The 23,204-nt window shown below is 43.7% G+C and carries 19 protein-coding genes; 9 read left to right on the forward strand and 10 right to left on the reverse strand.

Going from position 1 to position 23,204, the window contains the following annotated elements; genetic code table 11:
- The first annotated feature begins 104 nt into the window (after positions 1 to 104).
- The 3 genes from M917_RS09880 to M917_RS14225 all read left to right on the forward strand — a co-directional run bounded on the left by M917_RS09880 (position 105) and on the right by M917_RS14225 (position 4,129).
- A complete protein-coding gene (locus M917_RS09880) occupies positions 105 to 2,669 on the forward strand; it encodes a membrane-bound PQQ-dependent dehydrogenase, glucose/quinate/shikimate family (RefSeq protein ID WP_021814687.1) in 2,565 nt (854 codons plus the stop codon).
- Positions 2,670 to 2,926: 257 nt separating this feature from the next.
- Positions 2,927 to 3,946 carry an LLM class flavin-dependent oxidoreductase gene (locus M917_RS09885; RefSeq protein ID WP_021814689.1) on the forward strand — a complete coding sequence of 340 codons (1,020 nt, stop codon included), beginning with the start codon at positions 2,927 to 2,929 and terminating at the stop codon, positions 3,944 to 3,946.
- Between the two features lie 30 nt (positions 3,947 to 3,976).
- Positions 3,977 to 4,129: a hypothetical protein gene (locus M917_RS14225; RefSeq protein ID WP_021814690.1), complete on the forward strand. Its 153-nt coding sequence runs from the start codon at positions 3,977 to 3,979 to the stop codon at positions 4,127 to 4,129.
- Between the two features lie 114 nt (positions 4,130 to 4,243).
- On the opposite strand, the gene M917_RS09890 is transcribed toward M917_RS14225, so the two are convergent.
- The 5 genes from M917_RS09890 to ispF form a co-directional block, all read right to left on the reverse strand.
- Positions 4,244 to 5,203, reverse strand: coding sequence for an AEC family transporter (locus M917_RS09890; RefSeq protein ID WP_021814691.1), 960 nt, complete (start codon positions 5,201 to 5,203; stop codon positions 4,244 to 4,246).
- Positions 5,204 to 5,457: 254 nt separating this feature from the next.
- A complete protein-coding gene (gene mnmG, locus M917_RS09895; protein WP_021814692.1) occupies positions 5,458 to 7,353 on the reverse strand; it encodes a tRNA uridine-5-carboxymethylaminomethyl(34) synthesis enzyme MnmG in 1,896 nt (631 codons plus the stop codon).
- Between the two features lie 306 nt (positions 7,354 to 7,659).
- Positions 7,660 to 8,199 carry a hypothetical protein gene (locus M917_RS09900; protein ID WP_021814693.1) on the reverse strand — a complete coding sequence of 180 codons (540 nt, stop codon included), beginning with the start codon at positions 8,197 to 8,199 and terminating at the stop codon, positions 7,660 to 7,662.
- Between the two features lie 214 nt (positions 8,200 to 8,413).
- On the reverse strand, positions 8,414 to 8,764 hold the full coding sequence (grxD, locus tag M917_RS09905; protein ID WP_021814694.1) for a Grx4 family monothiol glutaredoxin: 351 nt from the start codon (positions 8,762 to 8,764) through the stop codon (positions 8,414 to 8,416).
- Between the two features lie 156 nt (positions 8,765 to 8,920).
- On the reverse strand, positions 8,921 to 9,421 hold the full coding sequence (ispF, locus tag M917_RS09910) for a 2-C-methyl-D-erythritol 2,4-cyclodiphosphate synthase (RefSeq protein ID WP_040642577.1): 501 nt from the start codon (positions 9,419 to 9,421) through the stop codon (positions 8,921 to 8,923).
- A 254-nt stretch (positions 9,422 to 9,675) separates the two neighbouring features.
- Here ispF and mnmA point away from each other — a divergent pair, with 254 nt between their 5' ends.
- The gene (gene mnmA, locus M917_RS09915; protein WP_021814696.1) at positions 9,676 to 10,887 is read left to right on the forward strand and encodes a tRNA 2-thiouridine(34) synthase MnmA; all 1,212 of its coding nucleotides are present in this window, start codon (positions 9,676 to 9,678) and stop codon (positions 10,885 to 10,887) included.
- A gap of 189 nt (positions 10,888 to 11,076) precedes the next feature.
- Here mnmA and M917_RS13740 read toward each other — a convergent pair whose 3' ends face one another.
- Positions 11,077 to 11,286 (reverse strand): hypothetical protein, encoded by a 210-nt coding sequence (locus M917_RS13740; RefSeq protein WP_152513975.1) that lies wholly within the window; start codon positions 11,284 to 11,286, stop codon positions 11,077 to 11,079.
- Between the two features lie 299 nt (positions 11,287 to 11,585).
- On the opposite strand from M917_RS13740, the gene purB reads away from it, so the two are divergent.
- Positions 11,586 to 12,977 (forward strand): adenylosuccinate lyase, encoded by a 1,392-nt coding sequence (gene purB, locus M917_RS09925; protein WP_040642579.1) that lies wholly within the window; start codon positions 11,586 to 11,588, stop codon positions 12,975 to 12,977.
- A 37-nt stretch (positions 12,978 to 13,014) separates the two neighbouring features.
- Entirely contained in the window at positions 13,015 to 13,647 is a 633-nt protein-coding gene (locus M917_RS09930) for a DUF2238 domain-containing protein (protein WP_227500833.1), read from the forward strand.
- A 15-nt stretch (positions 13,648 to 13,662) separates the two neighbouring features.
- Here the strand turns inward: M917_RS09930 and M917_RS09935 are convergent, their stop codons facing one another.
- Positions 13,663 to 13,848 (reverse strand): NF038104 family lipoprotein, encoded by a 186-nt coding sequence (locus M917_RS09935; protein ID WP_021814700.1) that lies wholly within the window; start codon positions 13,846 to 13,848, stop codon positions 13,663 to 13,665.
- A gap of 128 nt (positions 13,849 to 13,976) precedes the next feature.
- Between M917_RS09935 and M917_RS09940 the strand changes: the two genes are divergently transcribed.
- A complete protein-coding gene (locus tag M917_RS09940) occupies positions 13,977 to 15,149 on the forward strand; it encodes a cupin domain-containing protein (protein ID WP_021814701.1) in 1,173 nt (390 codons plus the stop codon).
- A gap of 310 nt (positions 15,150 to 15,459) precedes the next feature.
- Here M917_RS09940 and M917_RS09945 read toward each other — a convergent pair whose 3' ends face one another.
- The 3 genes from M917_RS09945 to M917_RS09955 form a co-directional block, all read right to left on the reverse strand.
- Complete coding sequence (locus tag M917_RS09945) at positions 15,460 to 16,152, reverse strand: Proline dehydrogenase (Proline oxidase) (RefSeq protein WP_021814702.1); 693 nt, start codon at positions 16,150 to 16,152, stop codon at positions 15,460 to 15,462.
- Positions 16,153 to 16,163: 11 nt separating this feature from the next.
- Positions 16,164 to 19,436, reverse strand: a complete 3,273-nt coding sequence (gene putA / locus M917_RS09950) for a bifunctional proline dehydrogenase/L-glutamate gamma-semialdehyde dehydrogenase PutA (protein ID WP_021814703.1) — start codon at positions 19,434 to 19,436, stop codon at positions 16,164 to 16,166.
- Positions 19,437 to 20,153: 717 nt separating this feature from the next.
- The gene (locus M917_RS09955) at positions 20,154 to 21,449 is read right to left on the reverse strand and encodes an NCS2 family permease (protein ID WP_021814704.1); all 1,296 of its coding nucleotides are present in this window, start codon (positions 21,447 to 21,449) and stop codon (positions 20,154 to 20,156) included.
- Positions 21,450 to 21,936: 487 nt separating this feature from the next.
- Between M917_RS09955 and tolQ the strand changes: the two genes are divergently transcribed.
- The gene (gene tolQ, locus M917_RS09960; protein ID WP_021814705.1) at positions 21,937 to 22,659 is read left to right on the forward strand and encodes a protein TolQ; all 723 of its coding nucleotides are present in this window, start codon (positions 21,937 to 21,939) and stop codon (positions 22,657 to 22,659) included.
- Complete coding sequence (gene tolR / locus M917_RS09965) at positions 22,656 to 23,114, forward strand: protein TolR (RefSeq protein ID WP_021814706.1); 459 nt, start codon at positions 22,656 to 22,658, stop codon at positions 23,112 to 23,114. The genes tolQ and tolR overlap by 4 nt, the downstream gene beginning before the upstream one ends.
- Positions 23,115 to 23,204: the final 90 nt, after the last annotated feature.

Consider the following 23,204-nt stretch of genomic DNA (forward strand, 5'->3'; position numbering starts at 1 on the left):
GTTTTTTATTTATGCATGTATTGCTGGACGCCTAGACAGTTAATTGTTACTGGGTGTCGATCACTGCATGTCCATTTGCTTTTATGTAATAGGTTATACCGCTCATGGAAAAACTCGTAGCGATTATTATGGCAGTTTTTGCCGCCCCTCTGCTTATCGGCGGCGCTTATCTGCTCTCTTTAGGCGGTAGTCCATACTATCTCTTTGCTGGCATCGTCATGCTAGCGACAGCATTTTTATTGTTCAAAAAACATTGGAGTGCTTACGGGCTCTACGCTATTTTTATAGTAGCGACCATTGTCTGGGCTCTTTGGGAGTCCGGCTTTTATTGGTGGGCGCTAGCACCTCGTGTTGGCTTCCCACTCATTTTTGGTTTATTGATGCTATTGCCTTGGGTACCTAATAAGATGCGTGGGCAGCGCGCTCAAGTAGCGACAAGCACTGATACTACAAGCACTGATACTAATAGTGCAATAACCGCAAACACAGTTAAAAAGAATCCTCTTTATTATTGGGGATTGCTCGCTAGTGTGGTTGTAGGCGCACTCCTTTCTTTTGGGAGCTTAGCAAACAATGCCACAGACAAGTTAGGCGAACTCGATTTAAGCGCCACTTCAACGGATACTTCTGCAAATCTTGGTGACCCACTATCAAATGGTGCACAAACGGCTGATGGTGAGTGGAGCGCATATGGTCGTACTGACTATGGGCAACGCTACTCTCCTCTGACTCAAATCACCACTGACAACGTCAAAGATTTAGAGCTGGCTTGGCAAATCCAAACTGGTGATGTTAAAGGCCCTAACGATATTGGTGAGACCACTTATCAGGCAACGCCATTAAAAATCGGCAACGCTCTTTATATGTGTACGCCTCATAACTGGGCACTGGCACTAGATGCAGACTCTGGCGAGACACTGTGGAAGTTTGATCCTAAAGTTGGGGAAAACCTTCAACGTCAGCATCAGACCTGTCGCGGTGTGTCTTATTATGCTGGTCAAGCTGGCACGGATAGTACTTCTCCAGCAGTTAATGATCAGGCAAGCAATAATAGCGCCAGTAATGTAGCTGTTGCCAACCAAGCGACTACGACCAGTAATGTGATGGCACAAAAAGTGGCTGGTAATACCTTTGAAAGCGCATCTAAACAATGCGATGCTAAAATATTTATCCCAACCTCTGATGCCAAACTATATGCACTCGATCCAAATACTGGACAACGCTGTCAAGATTTTGGTGAAGATGGTTCGTTAGATTTGATGCACAATATGCCATTTCAACAAGCAGGCTACTACTATTCTACTTCTCCACCGATTGTAGCTGGTGATGTTATTATTGTAGCTGGTTCCGTTAATGACAATTATGACGTTAACTCTCCTTCTGGTGTTATCCGTGCTTATGATGTCAATACTGGCGAGCTCATGTGGAATTGGGATTCAGGCGATCCTGATAATACAGCACCTTTCGATGTCAATGATCCCACTCAAACCTACAAGACCAGCTCCCCAAATTCATGGTCGATAGCCAGTGCTGATGAAGAGCTTGGATTGGTTTATTTCCCTATGGGCAATCGCACGCCCGATCAATTGGGAAGCTATCGAAACGCAGCTGAAGAAAAATATGCAACCTCTGTTGTCGCGCTAGATCTTGAAACAGGTGAAGCGCGCTGGGTACAACAGTTTGTCCATCATGATCTTTGGGATATGGATACACCTGCTCAGCCAACGTTGCTTGACTTAGATACCGCTGATGGTGTCCAACCTGCTTTGGTTATACCGACCAAACAAGGGGATGTCTATGTCTTGAACCGCGCAACAGGCGAGCCTATTGTGCCAATCAAAGAACGTGATGCACCGCAAGGCTATCTCATTGCAGGTGAACACGCCGCACCCACTCAGCCTTATTCTGGTTTGAGTTTTGAGCCACCGATGTTGAAAGAAAAAGACATGTGGGGTGCCAGCCTGATTGATCAGATGATGTGCCGGATTGAATTTAACCAGCTTAATTATGATGGTCGTTATACACCACCATCAACGAATGGCAGCATAGTCTATCCTGGTAACTTTGGTACCTTTAACTGGGGCGGAATCGCAGTCGATCCTGAAAATGGCGTGATGTTTGGTATGCCAACTTACCTTGCCTTTACCTCGAAACTTATTCCCAAAGAAACACTTGGAGATGTTGAAACCAATAAAGGTGAGCAAGGGGTTAATGCCAATGAAGGCGCAGATTATGCGGTAGAAATGGGACCGTTTTTATCACCGCTCGGCGTACCTTGTCAGCAGCCACCATGGGGCACGATAGCAGGTGCTGATCTGGCTACAGGCGAGATTGCTTATCAACGCAAAAATGGTACCGTACAAGACTTATCTCCTATTCCATTAAAATTGGAGTTGGGTGTCCCTGGTATCGGTGGACCTATCATCACTAAAGGCGGCTTAGCATTCTTATCAGCGGCGACCGAAAACAACTTCCGTGCTTATGATTTGAAAAATGGCGATGTGCTATGGAATGTGCGTATTCCAGCAGGTGGTCAAGCCACGCCTATGACTTACTTGAACTCTAAAGGCGAGCAGATGGTAGTACTTGTTGCTGGTGGACATGGTTCAGTGGGTACCACCATTGGCGATTATGTCATGGCCTATAAGCTTAGTGACCAATCTAAATAAAACCATATTGATAAAGCATTAATGATTTGATTCATTGCCGCTTTAGTAATAGCCAATCGAAAAAGCAGGTAACTTAGGTTGCCTGCTTTTTTTATGAAATACCAACAATCAACCTCGGTTTTTTTATCCATTAGAGTGCTTAAAAGCAACTCATGCTAATTTGTTATGAATTATTACTACTCAGTAACACGACTTGAAATCGATATTGATAATGAGCATATCAAGAGAAAATAATTAATAACTCTATTGGATGCTTTATGAATAACACAATCCCTTTATCTTTTTTAGACCTCGCCCCTGTTCCTGAAGGCAGAACCATTGCTGAAGGCATTGCCCAAACCGTAGAAACCGCTCAGCAAGCAGAAAAATCTGGCTTAAACCGTTATTGGATGGCAGAGCATCATAATATGCCCGGCATCGCTAGCGCAGCAACCTCAGTACTGCTATCGTATATAGGTAGCCAAACCAAGCGCATACGTATTGGTGCTGGTGGCGTGATGCTACCCAACCATGCCCCACTTGTCATCGCTGAGCAATTTGGCACATTGCAGGCATTATATGGCGACCGTGTTGATTTGGGCTTGGGCCGTGCGCCTGGTACGGATGGAGCAACCTTTCAGGCACTACGTCGTCAAATGAAAGATGCTGAGCGTTTTCCACAAGACGTACAAGAGTTAATGTATTTCTTAGGCAATAACACTGATGATAGCCCTGTACAGGCATTCCCTGGGGCAAAATCAAACATTCCTATTTGGATATTAGGCTCTTCGCTTTTTGGGGCCACTTTAGCAGCACATTTAGGATTGCCATATGTTTTTGCCTCGCACTTTGCCCCGCAAATGCTTACTCAAGCAATTACTGCCTATCGTGAGCAGTTCAGACCATCCGTCTATTTAGACAAGCCTTATGTGATGCTGGCAGCAAACTTGCTACTTGCTGATGACGATGCTACTGCTCATTATCACTTTACTTCCGCTCAACAAAGCTTTGTACGTTTGCGCCGTGGTGAAACGGGTCAAATGCCAAAGCCAACTCACGATATGGATAGTATCTGGAGTCAAGCAGAGAAAATGATGGTAGACAATGCCTTATCAGTCTCATTTATCGGTTCTGTTGAGACCGTCAAGCCCAGACTGGCTGCATTTCTAGCCACACATGAGCCTGATGAGCTCATCGTTACAGCCAATATATATGATCAAACGGCACGTTTACGTTCACTTGAGCTTACATCTCAACTAAACTTATTTACTTTACAACCTCAAACAGAGACCGCATAATTATTGATAAACAACAATGAGAAAAAGGTCATGGAACCCTCTACTTTTATCGGTTCATCGATATTTCTATACATTGCAGCGTTTATCGTCGTGATGGCTATTGCTGGTTATGTAACATATCGTACTAGCCCAAAGCGCAAACAGCGCCGAGAAGACAAGCGCAATCATGATAATGTAAGATAATAAAAGCCCTCTTCTTCAATTGGAGAAAAGGGCTTTTTTAGTGCTATAAGAACATGCCGACATTTAATTCTTATATCGAGTTAAAATTATTAAATCACCTTACTAAAACTATTATTACATTAAACCAAGCGCCCGCAACGCTGCGGCACCAAACGCCATTCCAAACATCCCTACCACAGTGGTAAATGCTAAAATATTTGCCGCAAGCACGTCATTACCACCCATAGCCTTTGCCATGACATAACTGGCTGCTGCGGCTGGTGATGCCACCATCAAGAATAGTACGCCCATATGTACACCTGATAAGCCAAACGCTAACCCAATCGCAATAGCTACCAATGGTGCAACCACGATACGACCGATACTGGCCTGCATGGACAGCCCTGATGCATTCAACATTGACTTCAAATCAATACTAGCACCAGCGCAAATCAGTGCTAAAGGCAACGCTACCGCTGCCAATAAATCACCAGTAGTGTGAATCACACCCGTCAGCGGTGGCAATGGCAGCGCCTTATAGGCAAATGCTGCTAATAATGCCAGTATGAGCGGGTTTGTAAATACTTTTTTGATAATCATAGTACTGCGACTGACCCAAGTATCATCCGCACTTTTGGATACGCGGCTTAGGGTAATGACAGCTAAAATATTAAACAGTATCGTGACTATTCCCATATAGACAGCACCGATACTTAAACCTGCGTCTCCGTAAGCATTGTAAACGGTCGCTAGACCTATAATAGCCATGTTGCTACGGAAAATACCTTGTACAAAAACCCCTTGGTCAGCAGGTCGTTTGACATAACGCTTGGCATAAAGCTCTGCCCCAATAAACAGAACGAACGTGACTAAGATACCAACCAAGATTAGTGTGATTTGCTTACCATAGTCGACGTCGCTATCGACCACACTAAAGAATAGTAAACACGGTAAGCAATAGTTGAATACAAAGCTTGATGACTGATCAATAAAAGTTTGGCTTGCCTCACCGCGCCTCTGCATAAAAAACCCCAACCCCATTAAAGCAAGGTTGGGAAATACAATAGTAATGGCAAAAATAATAGCTTCAATCATAAATAAACTCGATTCGGTGACAAGCCCATAATAATATGAGCATCAGCGAAATAAATTAATAAATAGCAACAAAATTTTCTGACCCAGTATAAAGACAAAGTGACAAGTAAGACAAGGTCGTATGTTATTTTCTTTTGATGAGCGCTATCTCTCTTGATAAATATAGTACTCTATCATAAACAAAAGCCCGCAACGAGACATCGTTGCGGGCTTTGTTACAGGCTTTTTTATCATAAATCTTTATCAGTTTGCCATTATGAGTCTAGCGCTGCCTTCGCTTTTTTCTGTTTTTTAACGGTCATCGCTAATAACTGTATCGCAGCAGGCGTCACACCACTGACGCGTCCTGCTTGCGCGAGCGTGGCTGGACGTACTTGCGTCAGCTTTTGTACAATCTCATTTGATAGCCCAGACACCACGCTATAATCAAAATCCATTGGCAGCGCCGTGTTTTCTAGACGCTTCATTTGATCAATCTCTTCTTGCTGGCGATCAATGTATCCTGCGTATTTGACAGAAATCTCTATCTGCTCTCCCACTTGTGCATCAACTTTTGAGTCAGTGATAGCAGCGATATCAGCAAAATGTATTTGCGGACGCTTTAGCAAATCAAAGGCGGTTGATTCTTTAGAAAGCACCTCGCCAGTTTGCTCAGTCACTTGCTTTCCTAAGGCATTAACAGGCGTTGCCCACATGTCTTTCAAGCGTGACGTTTCTGTCGTAATCGCATCCATTTTCTCTTGGTAAGCCTGCCAGCGTACGTCATCCACCAAGCCCAATTTACGACCAGTCTCTGTTAGGCGTTGATCCGCATTGTCTTCACGTAGCAATAGACGATACTCAGCGCGGCTCGTAAACATACGGTATGGCTCGGTGGTACCATGCGTAATCAAGTCGTCAACAAGCACGCCAAGATACGCTTCATCACGACGCGGTGTCCACGTTTCAAACTCACTATTGTTAGTAGTGACCAATGCGGCATTGGTACCTGCTAGCAACCCTTGTACACCCGCTTCTTCGTAGCCCGTCGTGCCGTTAATTTGACCTGCAAAGTACAAACGATCGATAGATTTGGTCTCAAGTGTCGGTTTTAAATTTTGTGGATCAAAGTAATCATACTCAATCGCATAACCTGGACGGGTAATATGGGCATTCTCTAACCCTTTCATACTATGGATAAATTCTAGCTGCACATCAAATGGCAAGCTGGTTGAGATACCATTTGGATATAGCTCGTGTGTCGTCAAGCCTTCTGGCTCGATAAATATCTGATGACTGTCTTTGTCCGCAAAACGATGTATCTTATCTTCAATAGACGGGCAATAACGGGGGCCAACACCTTCGATCTTGCCAGAGAACATCGGTGAACGATCAAGATTCTCACGAATAATGTCATGAGTACGCGCATTGGTATGAGTGATATAACAGTTAACTTGCTCTGGATGCATGGACACATCACCCATATAGCTCATGACTGGTAGCGGTGTATCACCCGGCTGTACCGCCATCACACTAAAATCCACGCTACGCGCATCGATCCGCGCTGGCGTACCTGTCTTGAGACGCCCAACTGGCAGCTTAAGCTCACGCAAACGGTCAGCGAGCTTGATAGAGGGCTGATCCCCTGCACGTCCACCATTTGAGTTTTCAAGACCAATATGAATAACCCCGCCTAAGAAAGTTCCTGAGGTCAACACAACCGTTTCGGTCTTAAAGATAATCCCCGTAGAAGTCACAACTGCCGCGGCACGTCCATTCTCTACCAAGATATCATCAGCGGCTTGCTGAAATAAATCCAAATTTGGCTGGTTCTCTAACGTATGACGAATAGCCGCTTTATAAAGAATGCGATCTGCTTGGGCACGAGTGGCTCGCACTGCCGCCCCTTTACGACTGTTCAAGACACGAAACTGTATACCTGCCTTATCTGTCGCTAATGCCATCGCACCGCCTAACGCATCAATCTCACGTACTAAATGTGATTTACCGATGCCACCAATCGCCGGATTACAGCTCATCTGCCCCAGCGTTTCGATGTTATGCGTCAATAGCAAGGTCTGCGCGCCCATACGTGCAGCAGCCAAAGCCGCTTCTGTGCCAGCATGACCACCACCGATCACTATCACGTCGTAATGTTTTGGGTATTGCATGTATGCCTCACTTGACTCATAACGCTGCCGATTCCTATATTCTATTTCAAAGAACATTGCCATCAGCAAATAAACGTCAGTCGAATTTATAAAAAAGATAACGACCAGATAAGTCGTTCATAGTTGGTTGAATAACTCATCATTATAACAATTTTTTAACGCTTAAAAGACGTTAGGACAAAAACTATTAGAATTAAGCGAAAAGACACCTACATCAATAACGATAAGTTCGATTAAACCTTAACAGCATTGTTAATTAATGTCGTGCTCGACGCTATTTTAGCCACCATTATCTTGGTTGCTATTTTAATTATTACGGTTGCCGGGGCTTAGCGGTACGATCTGATCTGAATGACCACTCGTCACCATATGATGACTCCCATAGCCTTCTGGATTGATCTGTAGATACGCATTCATTTGACCAATCGCATCGCCATCATCACTCGCTAAAATTTGCTCTTTAATCATATCAACTGGCGGTAATGGTAAGTTTTTGAGCAAGGCCAAACGCTGTTGGTTGTCACCTTTATTGACCACCAACTCAATAAGCTGACGTGCATCAACTGGCAAATCTGGCGTGCTTTGTGCCAGTAATGCCAAATGATAAGCGCCCGCAGGATCTTGGTCGGCAACAATACGCTGCTCAATCGCAACATAAGTCGCTTCCGTTGCGCCGCCTGCCACACTAAGCTGGTGAATGCATTTAAGTGCTGAGTTTGCCTCACTGCTTGCAATCTCAATGATACGTAAAGATTCACTTTTTAAGCGCTCACGACGTGTTTCGATAAGCGCTTGCTCGGCAGCTTGTTTTTGCGCTTTTTGCTGGTCAGATTCTTGAGTATTCATAAGACTCTCTTTTTGATAATTGTACTTATCATTCTGTTTATATTGAACACTGTATGGGGTCAAAACCTATAAAAACAATCAAGTATAAAGACCACAAAAAAACCCAAATAGCCAATTAAGACCACTTGGGTTCGTTGTGCGTTAATAGTAAAACTTATTTATGTATTACTCACTCATTACAACGTCAGAGGAATTCCGAAAACCGTCTTCACTATTAAGCAGCAGGGCTATTGTCTTCGACCAGTGGCTTTAGCTCACCTGATTGATACATCTGCAAAATAATATCCGATCCACCCATCAATTCACCGTTGATCCATAATTGCGGGAATGTTGGCCAGTTAGCGATTTTTGGTAACGTTGCACGAATTTCTGGGTTTTCTAAGATGTTTACAAAGGCAAATGGACGACCAATCTGAGTCAACACTTCAATTGAACGTGCAGAAAAACCACACTGCGGAAATTGCGGCGTGCCTTTCATATAGATAATAACTTTATTGTCTTTGATTTGATCACGAATCAGCTGTTCGACATCATTTGCAGCGGTATTTGGGGTTTGCTCACTCATAAAAGCTCCTATTAATAATAGCGGTTCGTTAAAATATTATTTGTATTGCAAAATAATTAAGTAAAGATATGACTGATACATGGGGCAATTGCCACTGTATTACAAGCACTATTTTATATTGTTTTAGCAGACGGCGTCGTAGCGAATCTATTTGGGTTAGGCAACATTAGGCACTAATAATACCACGGCATTGGCCATGATGCCCTCTTGTCGACCCGTAAATCCCAGTTTTTCCGTCGTGGTGGCTTTAACGCTAATATTACTAACATCCGTTTGTAAGTCACTAGCGATGTTGTCACGCATGGCCTGACTGTGGGATGCCAATTTTGGACGCTCACACATCACGGTAATATCTGCATTACCTAAACTATAACCCGCTTCTTGTACTTTACTATAAACGTAACGTAACAATATCCGCGAGTCCAAACCTGCATGCGCGGCATCTGTGTCAGGGAAATGCTGACCAATATCACCAAGCGCCAGTGCCCCAAGTAGCGCATCTGCCAGCGCGTGTAGCACCACATCGCCATCTGAATGCGCCAGTAAGCTATGAGTGTGTTCAATAGGCACACCCGCTAATACGACATATTGCTGCTGCTGACCATTATTATGAAAAGCATGAACGTCGATACCTTGACCAATTTTTATCATTATCATTCCAAATTAATTAAGCTTGATTAAAATAATTCAAAACTACTCTCTGAATTTTTAAAGCAGTTTTGCTTACAGTAAAATGCCATCGGTCGCCACCAGTTTCAATTAACTGGTATAATATGACGCTTATTTTATCATAATACCAAATCCAAAAGAAAAACGGGAACTGTCAGCTTGCTGAGATTGTCAATTGTCATTGTATTGATTTTCAGAACCATTATAACTTTTGGACAAAGTATAAATAGTTGAGCCACTCTATGTCAGCCATCGTACCAAACTCAAATTCTTTTACTGCCCATCGCCCTTTGACACTTGCCGATATCGACAATCCTAGCGCCAAGCATATGATTGTTGGTATGTCAGGTGGTGTCGATTCTTCTGTATCAGCCGTTTTGCTCCAGCAGGCCGGGTTTAAGGTGGAAGGCCTATTTATGAAAAACTGGGAAGAAGATGACGGTACTGAATACTGTACAGCGATGGATGATCTAGCAGACGCACAAGCGGTATGTGACAAAATCGGTATCAAATTGCATACAGCCAACTTTGCAATGGAATACTGGGATCGGGTTTTTGAGCACTTCTTGGCCGAATATAAAGCGGGTCGCACCCCCAATCCTGATATTTTGTGCAATAAAGAAATTAAGTTTAAGGCATTTTTGGATTATGCTTTGACCCTTGGCGCCGATTATATCGCCACTGGCCACTACACACGCCGCAGCGTAAATTATAAAAATGAAAATGGCACTGAGGTTGCGCAGTTATTACGCGGCCTTGATAACAATAAAGACCAAAGTTACTTTTTACATGCGGTTGGCGGCGATAAAATTGCTAAGACGCTATTCCCAGTTGGTGAGCTTGAAAAACCTGTTGTACGTCAAATAGCTGAAGAGCATGATTTGGCTACCGCAAAAAAGAAAGACTCTACCGGCATTTGCTTCATTGGTGAGCGCCGTTTTAAAGACTTTTTGCAGCAGTACTTGCCTGCTCAAAAAGGCGATATCGTCACGGATGATAACAACATTATTGGCACTCATGACGGATTGATGTACTACACATTAGGTCAACGCGGCGGCATTGGTATTGGCGGCGTCAAAGACCGTCCTGAAGAGCCATGGTTTGTACTGGCAAAAGACTTAGATAAAAATCGCTTAATCGTCGGTCAAGGGCATGAGCATCCTATGATGATGAGCAACGAGCTAAAAGCTTATAAGCTTGATTGGATAGATGGTTTGCCACCAAAAGCCATTTTTAGCGATGAAGGTCTACGCTGCATGGCAAAATCTCGCTATCGCCAGCCCGATCAAGCTTGCCATGTGTTTGCGACGAATGCCAATGGTAGCGAAGTTCGTGTGGTATTTGATGAGCCACAGCGCGCTGTAACCCCAGGTCAATCGGCGGTATTCTATATCGATGAGGTATGTTTGGGCGGTGGCGTGATTGAGTCTATCGACGCGCCATGTGGATTTTAAAGATGGTTTAGTTTTTGACCGCGGCGGTAGTAGCGGTTACTGCTCCGCTCGTCCTACCGTTACTTGGATTGGCATCATCAACGTTATAAATCTGATAAGTCAACTGCGCAACAGGCTGTAGTTCTGATGTAAATTGATAAAATCGAATATCATAGCTACCCTGCGTCCAACCATCATACGGCTCAAAACTTACCCAGTTTTGATTGCTGTTGGCAACGATGTCTTTTTCTCAAATAACAGCACTTGTCCCGTTTGATTATTAACCCACTTAACAAACACATAAGGACTTTCAGGCACTTTGCCGCCTGTGTCCAAGTGAGCATATAACTTTGTATTTTTACTCAAAGTTGAGGTATCAAGTAACACTGCAGGCATAACTGCATCTAGTGATAGCTTCACAGTACCTGCCAAAGGCTGGTTGTCGTTTTCCTTATACAGCTCTAAAGTATTTTTACATTAAAAAACAATACTGTTACAAATATAAATTGCTTATTTTATAAGAAAATTTCAAAAAGTCCTATTGCCTAACGATTCAATGATACCTTGAATACTTCATTTACCTTATCCCTCATGAGTAATCAATGGATGCAGGTATTAAGGCTGACTTTTTTATGTCAACTTTTGCTATAATTGCGCGACCAAAATTTTCCTGCTGTAGTAAGCATTCATTTACTTTCTGTTCATCAAAAGGCGATATCATGACTCCACTTACCGCGCTATCCCCCATCGACGGTCGCTATGCGTCCAAAGCCGACAGCTTGCGCCCTTATCTCTCTGAATTCGGTCTGATTAAGGCGCGCGTCACCGTTGAAATTCGCTGGTTACAGTCATTAGCGGATAACGAGGCAATTGGTGAGTTGGCAGCGTTTGATGCAGATACCAATGCTTTTTTAAACAGTATCGTTGATGACTTTAGTGAAGCGGATGCGCAATCCATTAAAGACATTGAAGCGACGACCAATCATGATGTCAAAGCGGTCGAGTATTTTATTAAAGATAAATTCCGTGGTCAGGATGCACTCATTGAGTCACTAGAATTCATTCATTTTGCTTGTACCAGTGAAGACATTAATAATCTATCATATGCTCTTATGCTCAAAGACAGCCGCGAAATTGTAGTGGCTAAAATGCAGCAACTGACCGATAGTATCGTAGACTTGGCCATTGCGCACGCTGACCAACCTATGTTGTCGCGCACGCACGGTCAAACGGCCAGCCCAACGACCCTGGGTAAAGAGATGGCAAACGTGGCTTACCGCCTTGCCCGTCAAATCAAGCAAATCAGTCAAGTGGAACTACTGGGTAAAATCAATGGCGCGGTCGGTAACTATAACGCTCATTTTTCAGCGTATCCTGACGTTGATTGGCAGATCCATGCAGAACAGTTCATTGAGCAGCGTCTGGAGCTGACCTTTAACCCGTACACTACGCAAATTGAGCCACACGATTATATCGCTGAACTGTTTGATGCCGTCAAGCGTTTTAATACTATTTTAATCGATTTTAATCGTGATATTTGGCAATATATTAGCTTAGGCTATTTTAAACAGCGCCTAAAAGACGGTGAAGTTGGTTCTTCTACCATGCCGCATAAAGTCAATCCAATTGATTTTGAAAACTCTGAAGGTAACTTGGGCGTAGCTAATGCGATGTTGGCACACTTGGGTGAAAAGCTACCGATTTCACGTATGCAGCGCGATCTATCAGATTCAACGGTTCTACGTAATATCGGTGTTGGTTTGGCACAAAGCATGATTGCTTTTGATGCCTGCCTAAAAGGGGTTGGCAAGCTTGAGTTGAATGCACAGCGCTTAAACGATGATTTGGATCAAGCGCAAGAAGTGTTGGCAGAACCCATTCAAACCGTCATGCGTCGCTACCGTGTGGAAAATCCATACGAAAAACTAAAAGCCTTGACGCGTGGCAATGCCATGACTCGTGCAGCCATGCTGACCTTCGTTGAAAGTGATGAGTTGTCTGCTGTTAGCGATGCTGATAAAACGCGCTTACGTGAAATGACTCCTGCTACCTATATCGGTAATGCTGCTGAACAAGCACGTACGATTAAAGAGTGGATAGCTAAGCTTTAATAGCGAATGAATAAGTAGGTGCTCACAATGCATTGCCATGTATATGTATAGTCGCTTTAATGCTATTACTGTCAGTACTATCACGATATTCATCGTTATGGTGCTGGCAAGTATTGAGCCTTTAGAGTGGTCAAGCTACCTGCTACATCAGCTCGGCACGTTGCTTTTTTTAGCGTTGATGCTGAGCGCTTACCACTATCGTTATATTAGTTCGCGCTCTTATGTGTTCGCTTCGTTGTTTTTAATCATTCATGTTATAGGCGCACGGTATTTATATTCGTATGTGCCTTACGATGATTGGACGCAGCAGCTAGTTGGTGTACGCTTAAATGAGCTATTTGGTTGGCAGCGCAATATGTACGACCGTCTCGTACATTTTAGCTACGGGCTTTTGCTATTTATTGCTATGGTTGAAAGCGCAAAATCTATCTTCACCATTCAATCAACAAAGCTGTTGGTAGCTGTCGCACTTATGATGAATATGTCGTCAATTCTGCTCTACGAGCTACTTGAATGGGGCATTGCAACAACTTTATCGCCAGAAGCGGCGGAGGCTTATAATGGTCAACAAGGTGATGTTTGGGATACCCACAAAGACATGGCTTTAGCACTACTCGGTGGGCTGATTGCAGCAGGGATTGTTTTATTTCAGACACGTAAAATTAAATGACAGTCAAACCATAGATTAGTTGTCTTTTTTATCATCATCACTATCACCCGGTATAATAGCTTTGCCCACAGCGACTGTACCTTTGACCACACCTTTGGTGGTTTTATAAGCGACTTTAACTGGTACTGTCACGATCTTGTGGACACAGGCTTGTAGTAAAAACATGCTAGCGATAATGACGATAAAATGCAGCTTTTTCATAAACTTCCTAAGAGTGATTGGATGCTCTGATAGTCATCACATAGGTGATAATCATAAACTATTAAACCCTTCCTATAAAGTATCCATTTTTATTAATCTCATACCCATTTCAAAATATGGATTTATCAATGACTTCTCTACCTCTTTGTTTACCCGATTCCTTGACTCCTGAGCAGTTTTTGGCAGAATATTGGCAAAAAAAACCCCTACTTATCAAGCAAGGTTTACCGCAATTAATCGATATGTTTGAGCCAGAAGACATGCTTGGTCTGGCACTAGAAGAAGATGCATCAGCGCGCCTATTAACCCAAGCAGCAAGTAAGCAAAATGGTCAACCGCAGTGGCAACTTAAAAAAAGTCCATTAACTGAAGCGGACTTTGCTAACCTGCCAGAACAGTGGACAGTGCTGGTGCAAAACCTCGAACAATGGTCGCCTGAGCTTGGGCAATTGTGGCAAGCGTTTGATTTTATTCCGCAGTGGCAACGTGATGACATTATGGTTTCCTATGCGCCTAAAGGTGGCTCGGTTGGCAAGCATTATGACGATTATGATGTATTTTTGGCGCAAGGGTATGGACAACGCCGTTGGCAATTGGGCAAATTCTGTGATAAAGACACGGAGTTTGTCGCTGACGAGCCGATTCGGCTTTTTGATGATATGGGTGAGATTATTTTTGATGAGATACTAGAAGCGGGTGACGTACTTTATGTACCGCCAAAACTGTCCCACTTTGGTGTTGCACAAGATGATTGCCTAACCTTTTCATTTGGTTGTCGTCGCCCGAACTTAATGCAAATCATTGATAGTATGGCTGATATCGCCACCAATGATAGCGATTTGTTTGTCCCAATGCTGCTACCGCAAGCGTTGCAAGCGTCAGGTGAGTTGCAAACAGACAGTATCGATGCAATTAAAACCCAATTATTACAAATGCTACAGTCTGAGCGTGGTGACCACATTATTCGCCAAGCCGTATCTGAAGTGGTAAGCAAACGTCAATACGATGCACTTATGCCAGAAGAGACATTAGATACTGATGAGTTGATGAAAGCCTTGGCAGAAGGTGCAACGCTGCAAGCGGATTATAGTAATCGTCTACTCTATAGCAAAACGAGCGATGGTTTTGTGTTATATGCAAATGGTCAGCGCATCGATGGTCTTGATGAAACGGCAATGGCTGTACTGATACGTTTGGCAAATGGAGAAAAATTGTACAGCGCAGATGTCAAAGAGATTGATTCAGATGATTTAAGTGAATGGTTAGAAAATGGTTGGGTATGGATTGATTTTGCAGAGTAAGCGTTAATCCACTTGCTTAAACCAATTTTTCGCACAAACAAAAAAACCGATATCTGATTGTTAGTCAGATATCGGTTTTTTTGGCTATACTTAAACGCTTATATTCGGCATTTATAGTTGAAATACTTTAAAGTCGCTACAGTATTGCTGGTGTAAATTTTTTGCAGCCTCTGTCTGCGTAGGCACAGCAAGCAAGAAAAATTTGCACCAGCAGTAAGTGTTGTATCGATATTACTTTTCACCGACTATATACTTGTGCCAGATACCACTTAGCTTTTATAAAAACCAAGTGGCACTATAATTAAAATACTTACTCCGTACCAAGCTCAAGCAGACTGGCGTTACCACCAATAGCGGTGGTATTGATCGTCTTAACGCGCTCAGTCACAAAGCGATGCAAATAATCAGGCGTCAACATCTCTGACAAGCCTTCCATATCAGTCACACTGATAACCTGCGTTAAGATACCATCAGTATTGGCAAGCTCTTGGCTGATGGCTTGAACTTCGCTACGACTACCAGCGACGGCAACTTGCGCAAGACGGTCAATATACAATAGCGTGATGGTTTGAGAATCATTAGCCACGCTCAACACATCATCACTGATTCCTGCTTGATAAAGTATTTTTGCTGCTTCGTTACACATCTCGTCTTGGCTCGGGCAATGTAAGATTACTTCGTTGCCTGTCAATAAGGCAGCGATCAGTTGCCCTAGTACTGCCATTGCTCTAGCAGACTCACCGCCGATGACCATGGTTTTACCACGGCCTGTGACATACAAATCATTAGATTCGCCAGTCGCACCAGTCATCCGGTGCACCTCATCCAAGCTAGGCGCAGCACTCAATAAATGATTGAATAGACGCTTTGCTTTATTGGCATCACCTGTAAGCAAAGCCAGTTTTGCAACGGCTGCCTGTAGATAAGCGGCACGATTGACTGCGCCAAGTAGTCGCCAAGACTCACAAACCTGGGCATGATTTTTTTTGAATTCAGTCGCCATGTTGCTACTCCTTATGCGATTTCTGTTTGGGTGATTGAGGTTGCTGTATTACTATTAATCAGTGTTTGCTCAGTCGCTAACAGCTCATTTACTGATGATTCCGTACTTAATTGCATCAGACGTGCAACATAGTGCGGGCCACCTGCTTTTGGACCTGTACCAGACAGACCACAACCACCAAACGGCTGTACATTCACAACCGCGCCAATTTGGTTACGGTTGATATAAGTATTACCGACAAAAGCACGACGCTCAATGTGCTCAGCAGTATTTTCGATACGGCTATGAATTCCTAGAGTCAAACCAAAACCTGTACCATTAATCGCATCAATCAGCTTATCTAAATCGCGGGCTTGATAACGTAGTACATGTAAGATTGGACCAAAATGCTCACCACCGATGACTTCAATGCTTTTTACCTCAATTGCGGTTGGCAATACAAAGGTAGACTGCTCTTCACTCACAACCGAGCTTGAGCTCATTGGTGTTTGTGCCAAAATAGTCGCTGTCGGCTCAACTCTCATGCGCTCGATATGCGCCTCAAGGCCTTGCTTGGCATCGCCATCAATCACTGGCCCCACGTCCGTGGCTGCATACAGCGGGTTGCCTACCGATAGTTCAGCCATATTCCCTTGCAACAGTTCAATCAAATCATCAGCCATTTCTTCTTGCACGCATAATATGCGGCAAGCTGAACAACGCTGACCCGCTGAACCAAAGGCAGACAATACAGCATCTCTAACCACTTGCTCAGGCAAGGCAGTTGAGTCAACAATCATGGCGTTTTGACCACCAGTTTCAGCGATAAATACCGGTAGCTCGCCGCTGACTTGTGCATGATCGTTTAGACTTTGATTAATACGTTGCGCGGTCTGGGTTGAACCAGTGAAAATAACACCTGCGATATTGTCAGCGGCGGTTAGTGCACCGCCAACGTCCCCTGCTCCAAGCACTAGCTGCAACGCTTCTACTGGTACGCCTGCCTGATACATCAGTTGTGCCCCAAAATGGGCAATTAAACTGGTTTGTTCGGCAGGTTTGGCTACGACAGTATTTCCAGCTGCCAATGCCGCCATGATTTGACCGGTATAAATGGCCAATGGAAAGTTCCACGGGCTAATACAAACAAAAGTACCGCGCGCTTTATAAACTTGGCGCGATTGTTTGCCACTTAGATCTGTAAACTCATGCACAGTCTCATCGAGACGCTCTGCTTCATCAGCATAAAAGCGACAGAAATCAACGGCTTCTTTGATTTCATCGATACTGTCTTGCATGGTTTTACCCGCTTCGACTTGGCATAGCGCCATCAATTCAGCATAATTTTCTTCAAAAATATCCGCTGTTTTGCGCAATATAGCCGCGCGTTTGGCAACTGGCACTGCTTGCCACATGCTTTGTCCTGCCACTGCGGCATCGATGGCTTGGCGCGCCAATGCGGCATTGGCGTAGGTGACATCACCTGCGCTAACGTCATGATTCCAAGGCGCACGAACGGTTTGACTGTCAAGTTGCTGGGTTGCGCCATCAGCCTCATAGTCATTAATTGTTTTACCATTAATAACAGAGGTCGCGGACCATGTTTTGTGCAAATGGCTGTCAATAGCCGACTTAAACGGAAGCCATTGCGACTCTACAAATATATTGGGACCAAAGCTGGCACGTCTTGCACCATAGATTTCTAATGGCAATGGAATATCTGGATTGTGCAACGTAGCATTGGTCAGCAGCTTGTCATAAGGATGCACCGTCAGTTTATCAATTGGATACGATTTATCTAATAGCTGATGGACAAATGAGCTATTGGCACCATTTTCTAGCAAACGGCGTACCAAGTATGGCAGTAAGTCTTTGTGTGCACCCACTGGCGCGTAGATGCGTACAGGAATTTGATAAGCTTGTAAGATATGATCATAAAGCGCATCACCCATGCCGTGCAGACGCTGAAACTCAAAGTCTCTGTGTTTACTCATGGTCATAATTGACGCAAGTGTGTGCGCATTATGAGTAGCAAACTGCGGCCAAATCAATCCACGCAAATGGTCTGACAATAAGAAGCGCGCGCACGCCAGATAAGCAGTATCCGTGCCCTCTTTACGCGTCCAAACAGGATAACCTGACAAACCTTTTTGCTGGGCAAGCTTAATTTCAGTGTCCCAATACGCGCCTTTTACCAAACGGACTGGAATACGGTCACCCACTTCGGTCGCTAAACGAGCAAGCCAAGCCAAAACAGCAATAGCGCGCTTAGAATAACCCTGCACAACGATACCCAAACCGTCCCAGTCAGCCGTCAAATTGTCACGGTACAGAGATTCAAATAACTTCAAAGAAATCTCAAGACGGTCGGCTTCTTCCGCATCGATACTGAGATCAACGTTGACTTCACGCGCCGCTTCGATAAGCAACATGCAGCGTTGACGTAATAACCCCATCACTTGTGCTTCTTGCGTGGCTTCATAACGAGGATGTAGTGCAGATAACTTGATAGATACTGAAGGCTTCGGCATGCCTTCTTTGACTTTGATGCTGGCAGTAGCTCTAATGGCGTGCAGATAGTCATTGAAATATTTCTCAGCGTCCCTATGGGTAATCGCTGCCTCGCCTAGCATATCAAACGAATAGGTATAGCCTCTATTACGATATGGCTGGCTGTTTTTATTGGCGTCTTCAATGGTCTCACCCAATACAAACTGATGCCCCATGATACGCATGGCTTTTTGCATCGCACTACGAATGACCGGTTCACCCATTTTTTTGGTCATGCGATCCAAGAAGCCTGTCGCGGTGGTGTTACTATCAATACTGACGACGCGACCCGTCATCATCATGCCCCACGACGACGCATTGACCATAAAGCCATTGTCATTCTTGATGTGCTTTTTCCAGTCAGCCACACTCATCTTGTCATGAATCAGCGCATCAGCTGTATAATTGTCTGGCACTCGAATCAAAGCTTCTGCCAAACTCATAAGCAAGATACCTTCTTGGGTATCAAGGCTGTATTCGAGTAATAATGAGTCAACCATCTTGACCGCTTTGCCATCATTACGCACATGCTCAACCAACTGGCGCGTTTGCTCAGCAGCTGCATTGCGCTCTTCATTACTGGGTTTGGCAAGTGATAATAATTCAGACAACCAGCTGGTTTCATCGACGCTATACAATGGTGAAATACGCGCGTGCAATGTTTCTGACGACTGGGTAATATATTCTGGCGACAACAAATCAACGGGATTAAATAAAATCGGCGTCTTCGGGGTAAACTGATCTACTGGGTTCATAACAACTCCATAACTATCGTTTAAAAACCATAATAAATGGTGCTTTAGGAAGTTTGATCGTTCTGTTTGACCGACTATGACTACCATTATCTGAAATAGTGGTCATGAATGGATACTCACAGCAATAATCAAAACGCCAAACAGCGCCATCACAAAACGGGAAAATCCAGCACAGGCTGGAAATCGTTAGATAAATCGTTCGAGTGTTAAACGGGCTACGTTAACAATACAAAGGCAACAACAAACAGTTAAGCGGCATTAGTGCCTTCTTCTTGTCAGTAGTGAAAGGAGTGAGATGGTCAGATATGTCTACCGCTTGATCAAAACAATGCTAATTAAAAAATCATTTTGACTGAGCCTAAATCTGTCATCTTATATAACGCAAATTCACTGTAAGAAAAACCTCTACGGCGTTGATTGAGGTGATGCGCTTAACTTGGGCATGTTAGCATGAAAAAAATTTTCAAACTAACGATATTTACCATTTTCACAAATTAATATCATTCTAAAAAACAACCAGTTATAAGCACTTTATCAACTGTGACGCTATGGTTATATTTTTCTATTTACTACAGCAGATTAATTATTTTTAAATCAAATACTTGAGAAAATCAGAAGTCATTGAGTCACGCTCTATACCCAAAAAACCCCCTTTATCAGTTCAGAATAAAAGGGGTTAAAAGTAGCAATAACTGCCTAAACAATGACGTTAAAAGCTTACAAAAGCACCAGCTTGGCCAATAAAATAATCGTCAACACCCATACTGGAATGGTAATCTCTGAGAATTTACCAGTCATCAGTTTTACCGCAGTAAAAGTAATAAAACCAAGCGCAATACCGTCAGCAATAGAATAAGTAAGCGGCGTTAGTAATAGCACCACAGCCACTGGCGCAGCCTCGGTTAAATCTTCCCAATTGATGTCTTTTAAGGTAAATAGCATTAGTACAGATACATAAAAAATCGCCCCTGCCGTGGCGTAAGCCGGAATCATACCAGCCAACGGTGCGAAGAAAATACTCAATAAGAACAATATGCCGACCGTCACAGCCATCAGACCCGTGCGGCCACCAGAGGCAACACCAGAAGCACTTTCGATATAGCTGGTCGTCGATGATGTACCCAGCATAGCGCCCGTAACCGTGGCCGTTGAGTCAGCCAGTAATGCCTTGTCCATATTGGGAATATTGCCATTTTTATCGATTAGACCTGCTTTACTAGCAATGCCTACTAGGCTACCCGTCGTATCAAACAAGTCAACGAATAAAAAGGCAAAGATAACGCTGATCATCCCAACGTCGAATGCACCCGCAATATCAAGCTGCATTAGCGTTGGTGCGATAGATGGCGGCGCGGACATGATGCCAGCAAATTGGGTATGACCTGTAAACAAGCTAATCAAAGTAATGATTAAAATACCAATCGTGACAGCACCTGGCACTTTTTTATAAACCAAACCAATGATAATAAAGAAACCCAAAGCGGCCATCATAGGCGCAAATGAGCTCATATCACCAAGCATCACCAATGTTGCGTCACGACCAATAATAATGCCAGAGCTTTGCAACGCAATAAATGCTAAGAACGCTCCAATACCTGCCACAATACCCTGCTTAAGGCTTGTTGGAATAGCATCGATAATCCACTCACGAATCTTAAATAAGCTTAAAATGATAAACAAACAACCTGATAGGAAAACCGCTCCTAGTGCCGTTTGCCATGCATAACCCATGCCTAGTACAACGCCATAAGTAAAAAAAGCATTCAAACCCATGCCAGGTGCCAACGCCACAGGCAGTCTGGCATAAATACCCATGATAAAGCAGCCTATTGCGGCAGCTAAACAGGTGGCAACAAACACTGCCCCTTTATCCATACCAGCTTCAGCCAATACGTTTGGGTTTACAAAGATTATATAAACCATGGTCAAAAAGGTGGTAATACCAGCAAGAATTTCCGTTTTGATCGTGGTGTTTTCACCATTAATCCCAAAATAGCGTTCAATTGCATTCATAAGTATCGCGCCCAGCTTGCTAGTGAAAGAACAAATTTATTGCTGCCAAAAATAAAGATGACGCCAGCAAAAAATTGCGACGTCATTATCAAACGGCAGGGGTGACAAAGTGCAACATTCTAGAGAAATTACGGTATAAATTCAATCATTACCAGTGCCGCATGGGTATAAATGTACTATTCATACTGGCTCAATCAATATTGGCCTAACGATATCTCAGCGATAGTCGATTCATTGTCACAAAACAGTGATAGTGACTGAATGGTTCTCTTAGTAAACAACTCAGTCAGCGACATACCATTAATAACATGAATCGCAAAGATCCTATTTGATATTTAACACTTTAATAAATGATATTTTCTGCATTTAACAGTACACTAAGCGGCTAATATAGATGTGCTAATTGATGACACGCCCTAGCACAACTCTTATCTGGTTTTTGTGTCGCGCCATACCAGTGATTATCCATTATCCATGAGTCTCATACATGCCTGAATCCTTAAATATTATCGACCTTATTACCCAAGCCAGCCTCTTAGTTCAGATTGTGATGGCATTATTGTTATTGGCTTCCCTGCTGAGCTGGGTGATTATTTTTCGTATGAGTGCGCGGCTCGGTACGGCCAAAAACTTCGATCAACAGTTTGAGACGTGGTTTTGGTCGGGTGAAGATTTGGCCAAACTGTATCAAGGTGTACAAGGCTCGCCTGAACGCCAAGGACTTGAGCAAATTTTTTATGTTGGGTTTTCTGAATATTTGAGAATGCATAAAAAACGCCAACCCAAAGATGACATCATCGATGGTGTGGAGCGTAAGCTGCGAGTCGGTCTAGGACGTCAGCAGCAATTATTGGAATCAGGACTGACAACACTAGCAAGTATCGGCTCAGTTGCGCCTTATATCGGTTTGTTTGGCACCGTGTGGGGCATCATGAATGCTTTTTTGGGACTGTCTCAAACGGAGCAAGCAACGCTGGCCTCTGTCGCTCCGGGTATCGCTGAAGCCCTAATCGCGACCGCTATGGGTTTGTTTGCCGCTATTCCTGCGGTACTCGCCTATAATCATTTTACAGCCAAGTCGAGTCGCTTATATGATTCACGTGCATTGTTTTGCGATGAGATGACAGGCATGCTCCAGCGTGAGACCAGTGCAGAAAACATTATTAACAGAGAAACTCAAGTCAATGCTAATCAGGTTAAAGGGCTATGAAACAAAGTCCCTATCGCCGTGAAAAAAAGGCACTGAATGCGGAGATGAACGTCGTTCCTTATATCGACGTCATGTTGGTATTACTCGTGATATTTATGGTCACCGCACCGATGCTGATTACGGGCGTCGATGTTGATTTGCCAAAAGAGCAGACCAATACCATGAGCCAAAGCCAGCTGCCCGTCATCGTATCATTAACCGATAGCGGTGATATTTTTATCAGTTATGAAGATAATGTCGACTTGCCAATTAGTGAGCCAGAATTGATTGATACCTTAACCACGCTACAAAACCAAAGTAGCGATGCGGGTGCGCAGCCTTTACAAGTCATGATTAATGCTGACCAAAACAATCAGTATGGTGCCATCATGACACTTATGGCAACCTTGCAACAAGCAGGTATTCAAAAGGTCGGCCTATTGACAGGTGCCCCTTTGCCCACACCATCGTTGTAATTAACTCTGTTCCTATAATCAGTTCAGGATAAAAGAGCGTCAACAGAAATAGCGCTCTGCTGGTATAGATTTTCATCGCTTGCTGTGCGC

Source organism: Psychrobacter aquaticus CMS 56, from assembly GCF_000471625.1.
Lineage (GTDB): Bacteria > Pseudomonadota > Gammaproteobacteria > Pseudomonadales > Moraxellaceae > Psychrobacter > Psychrobacter aquaticus.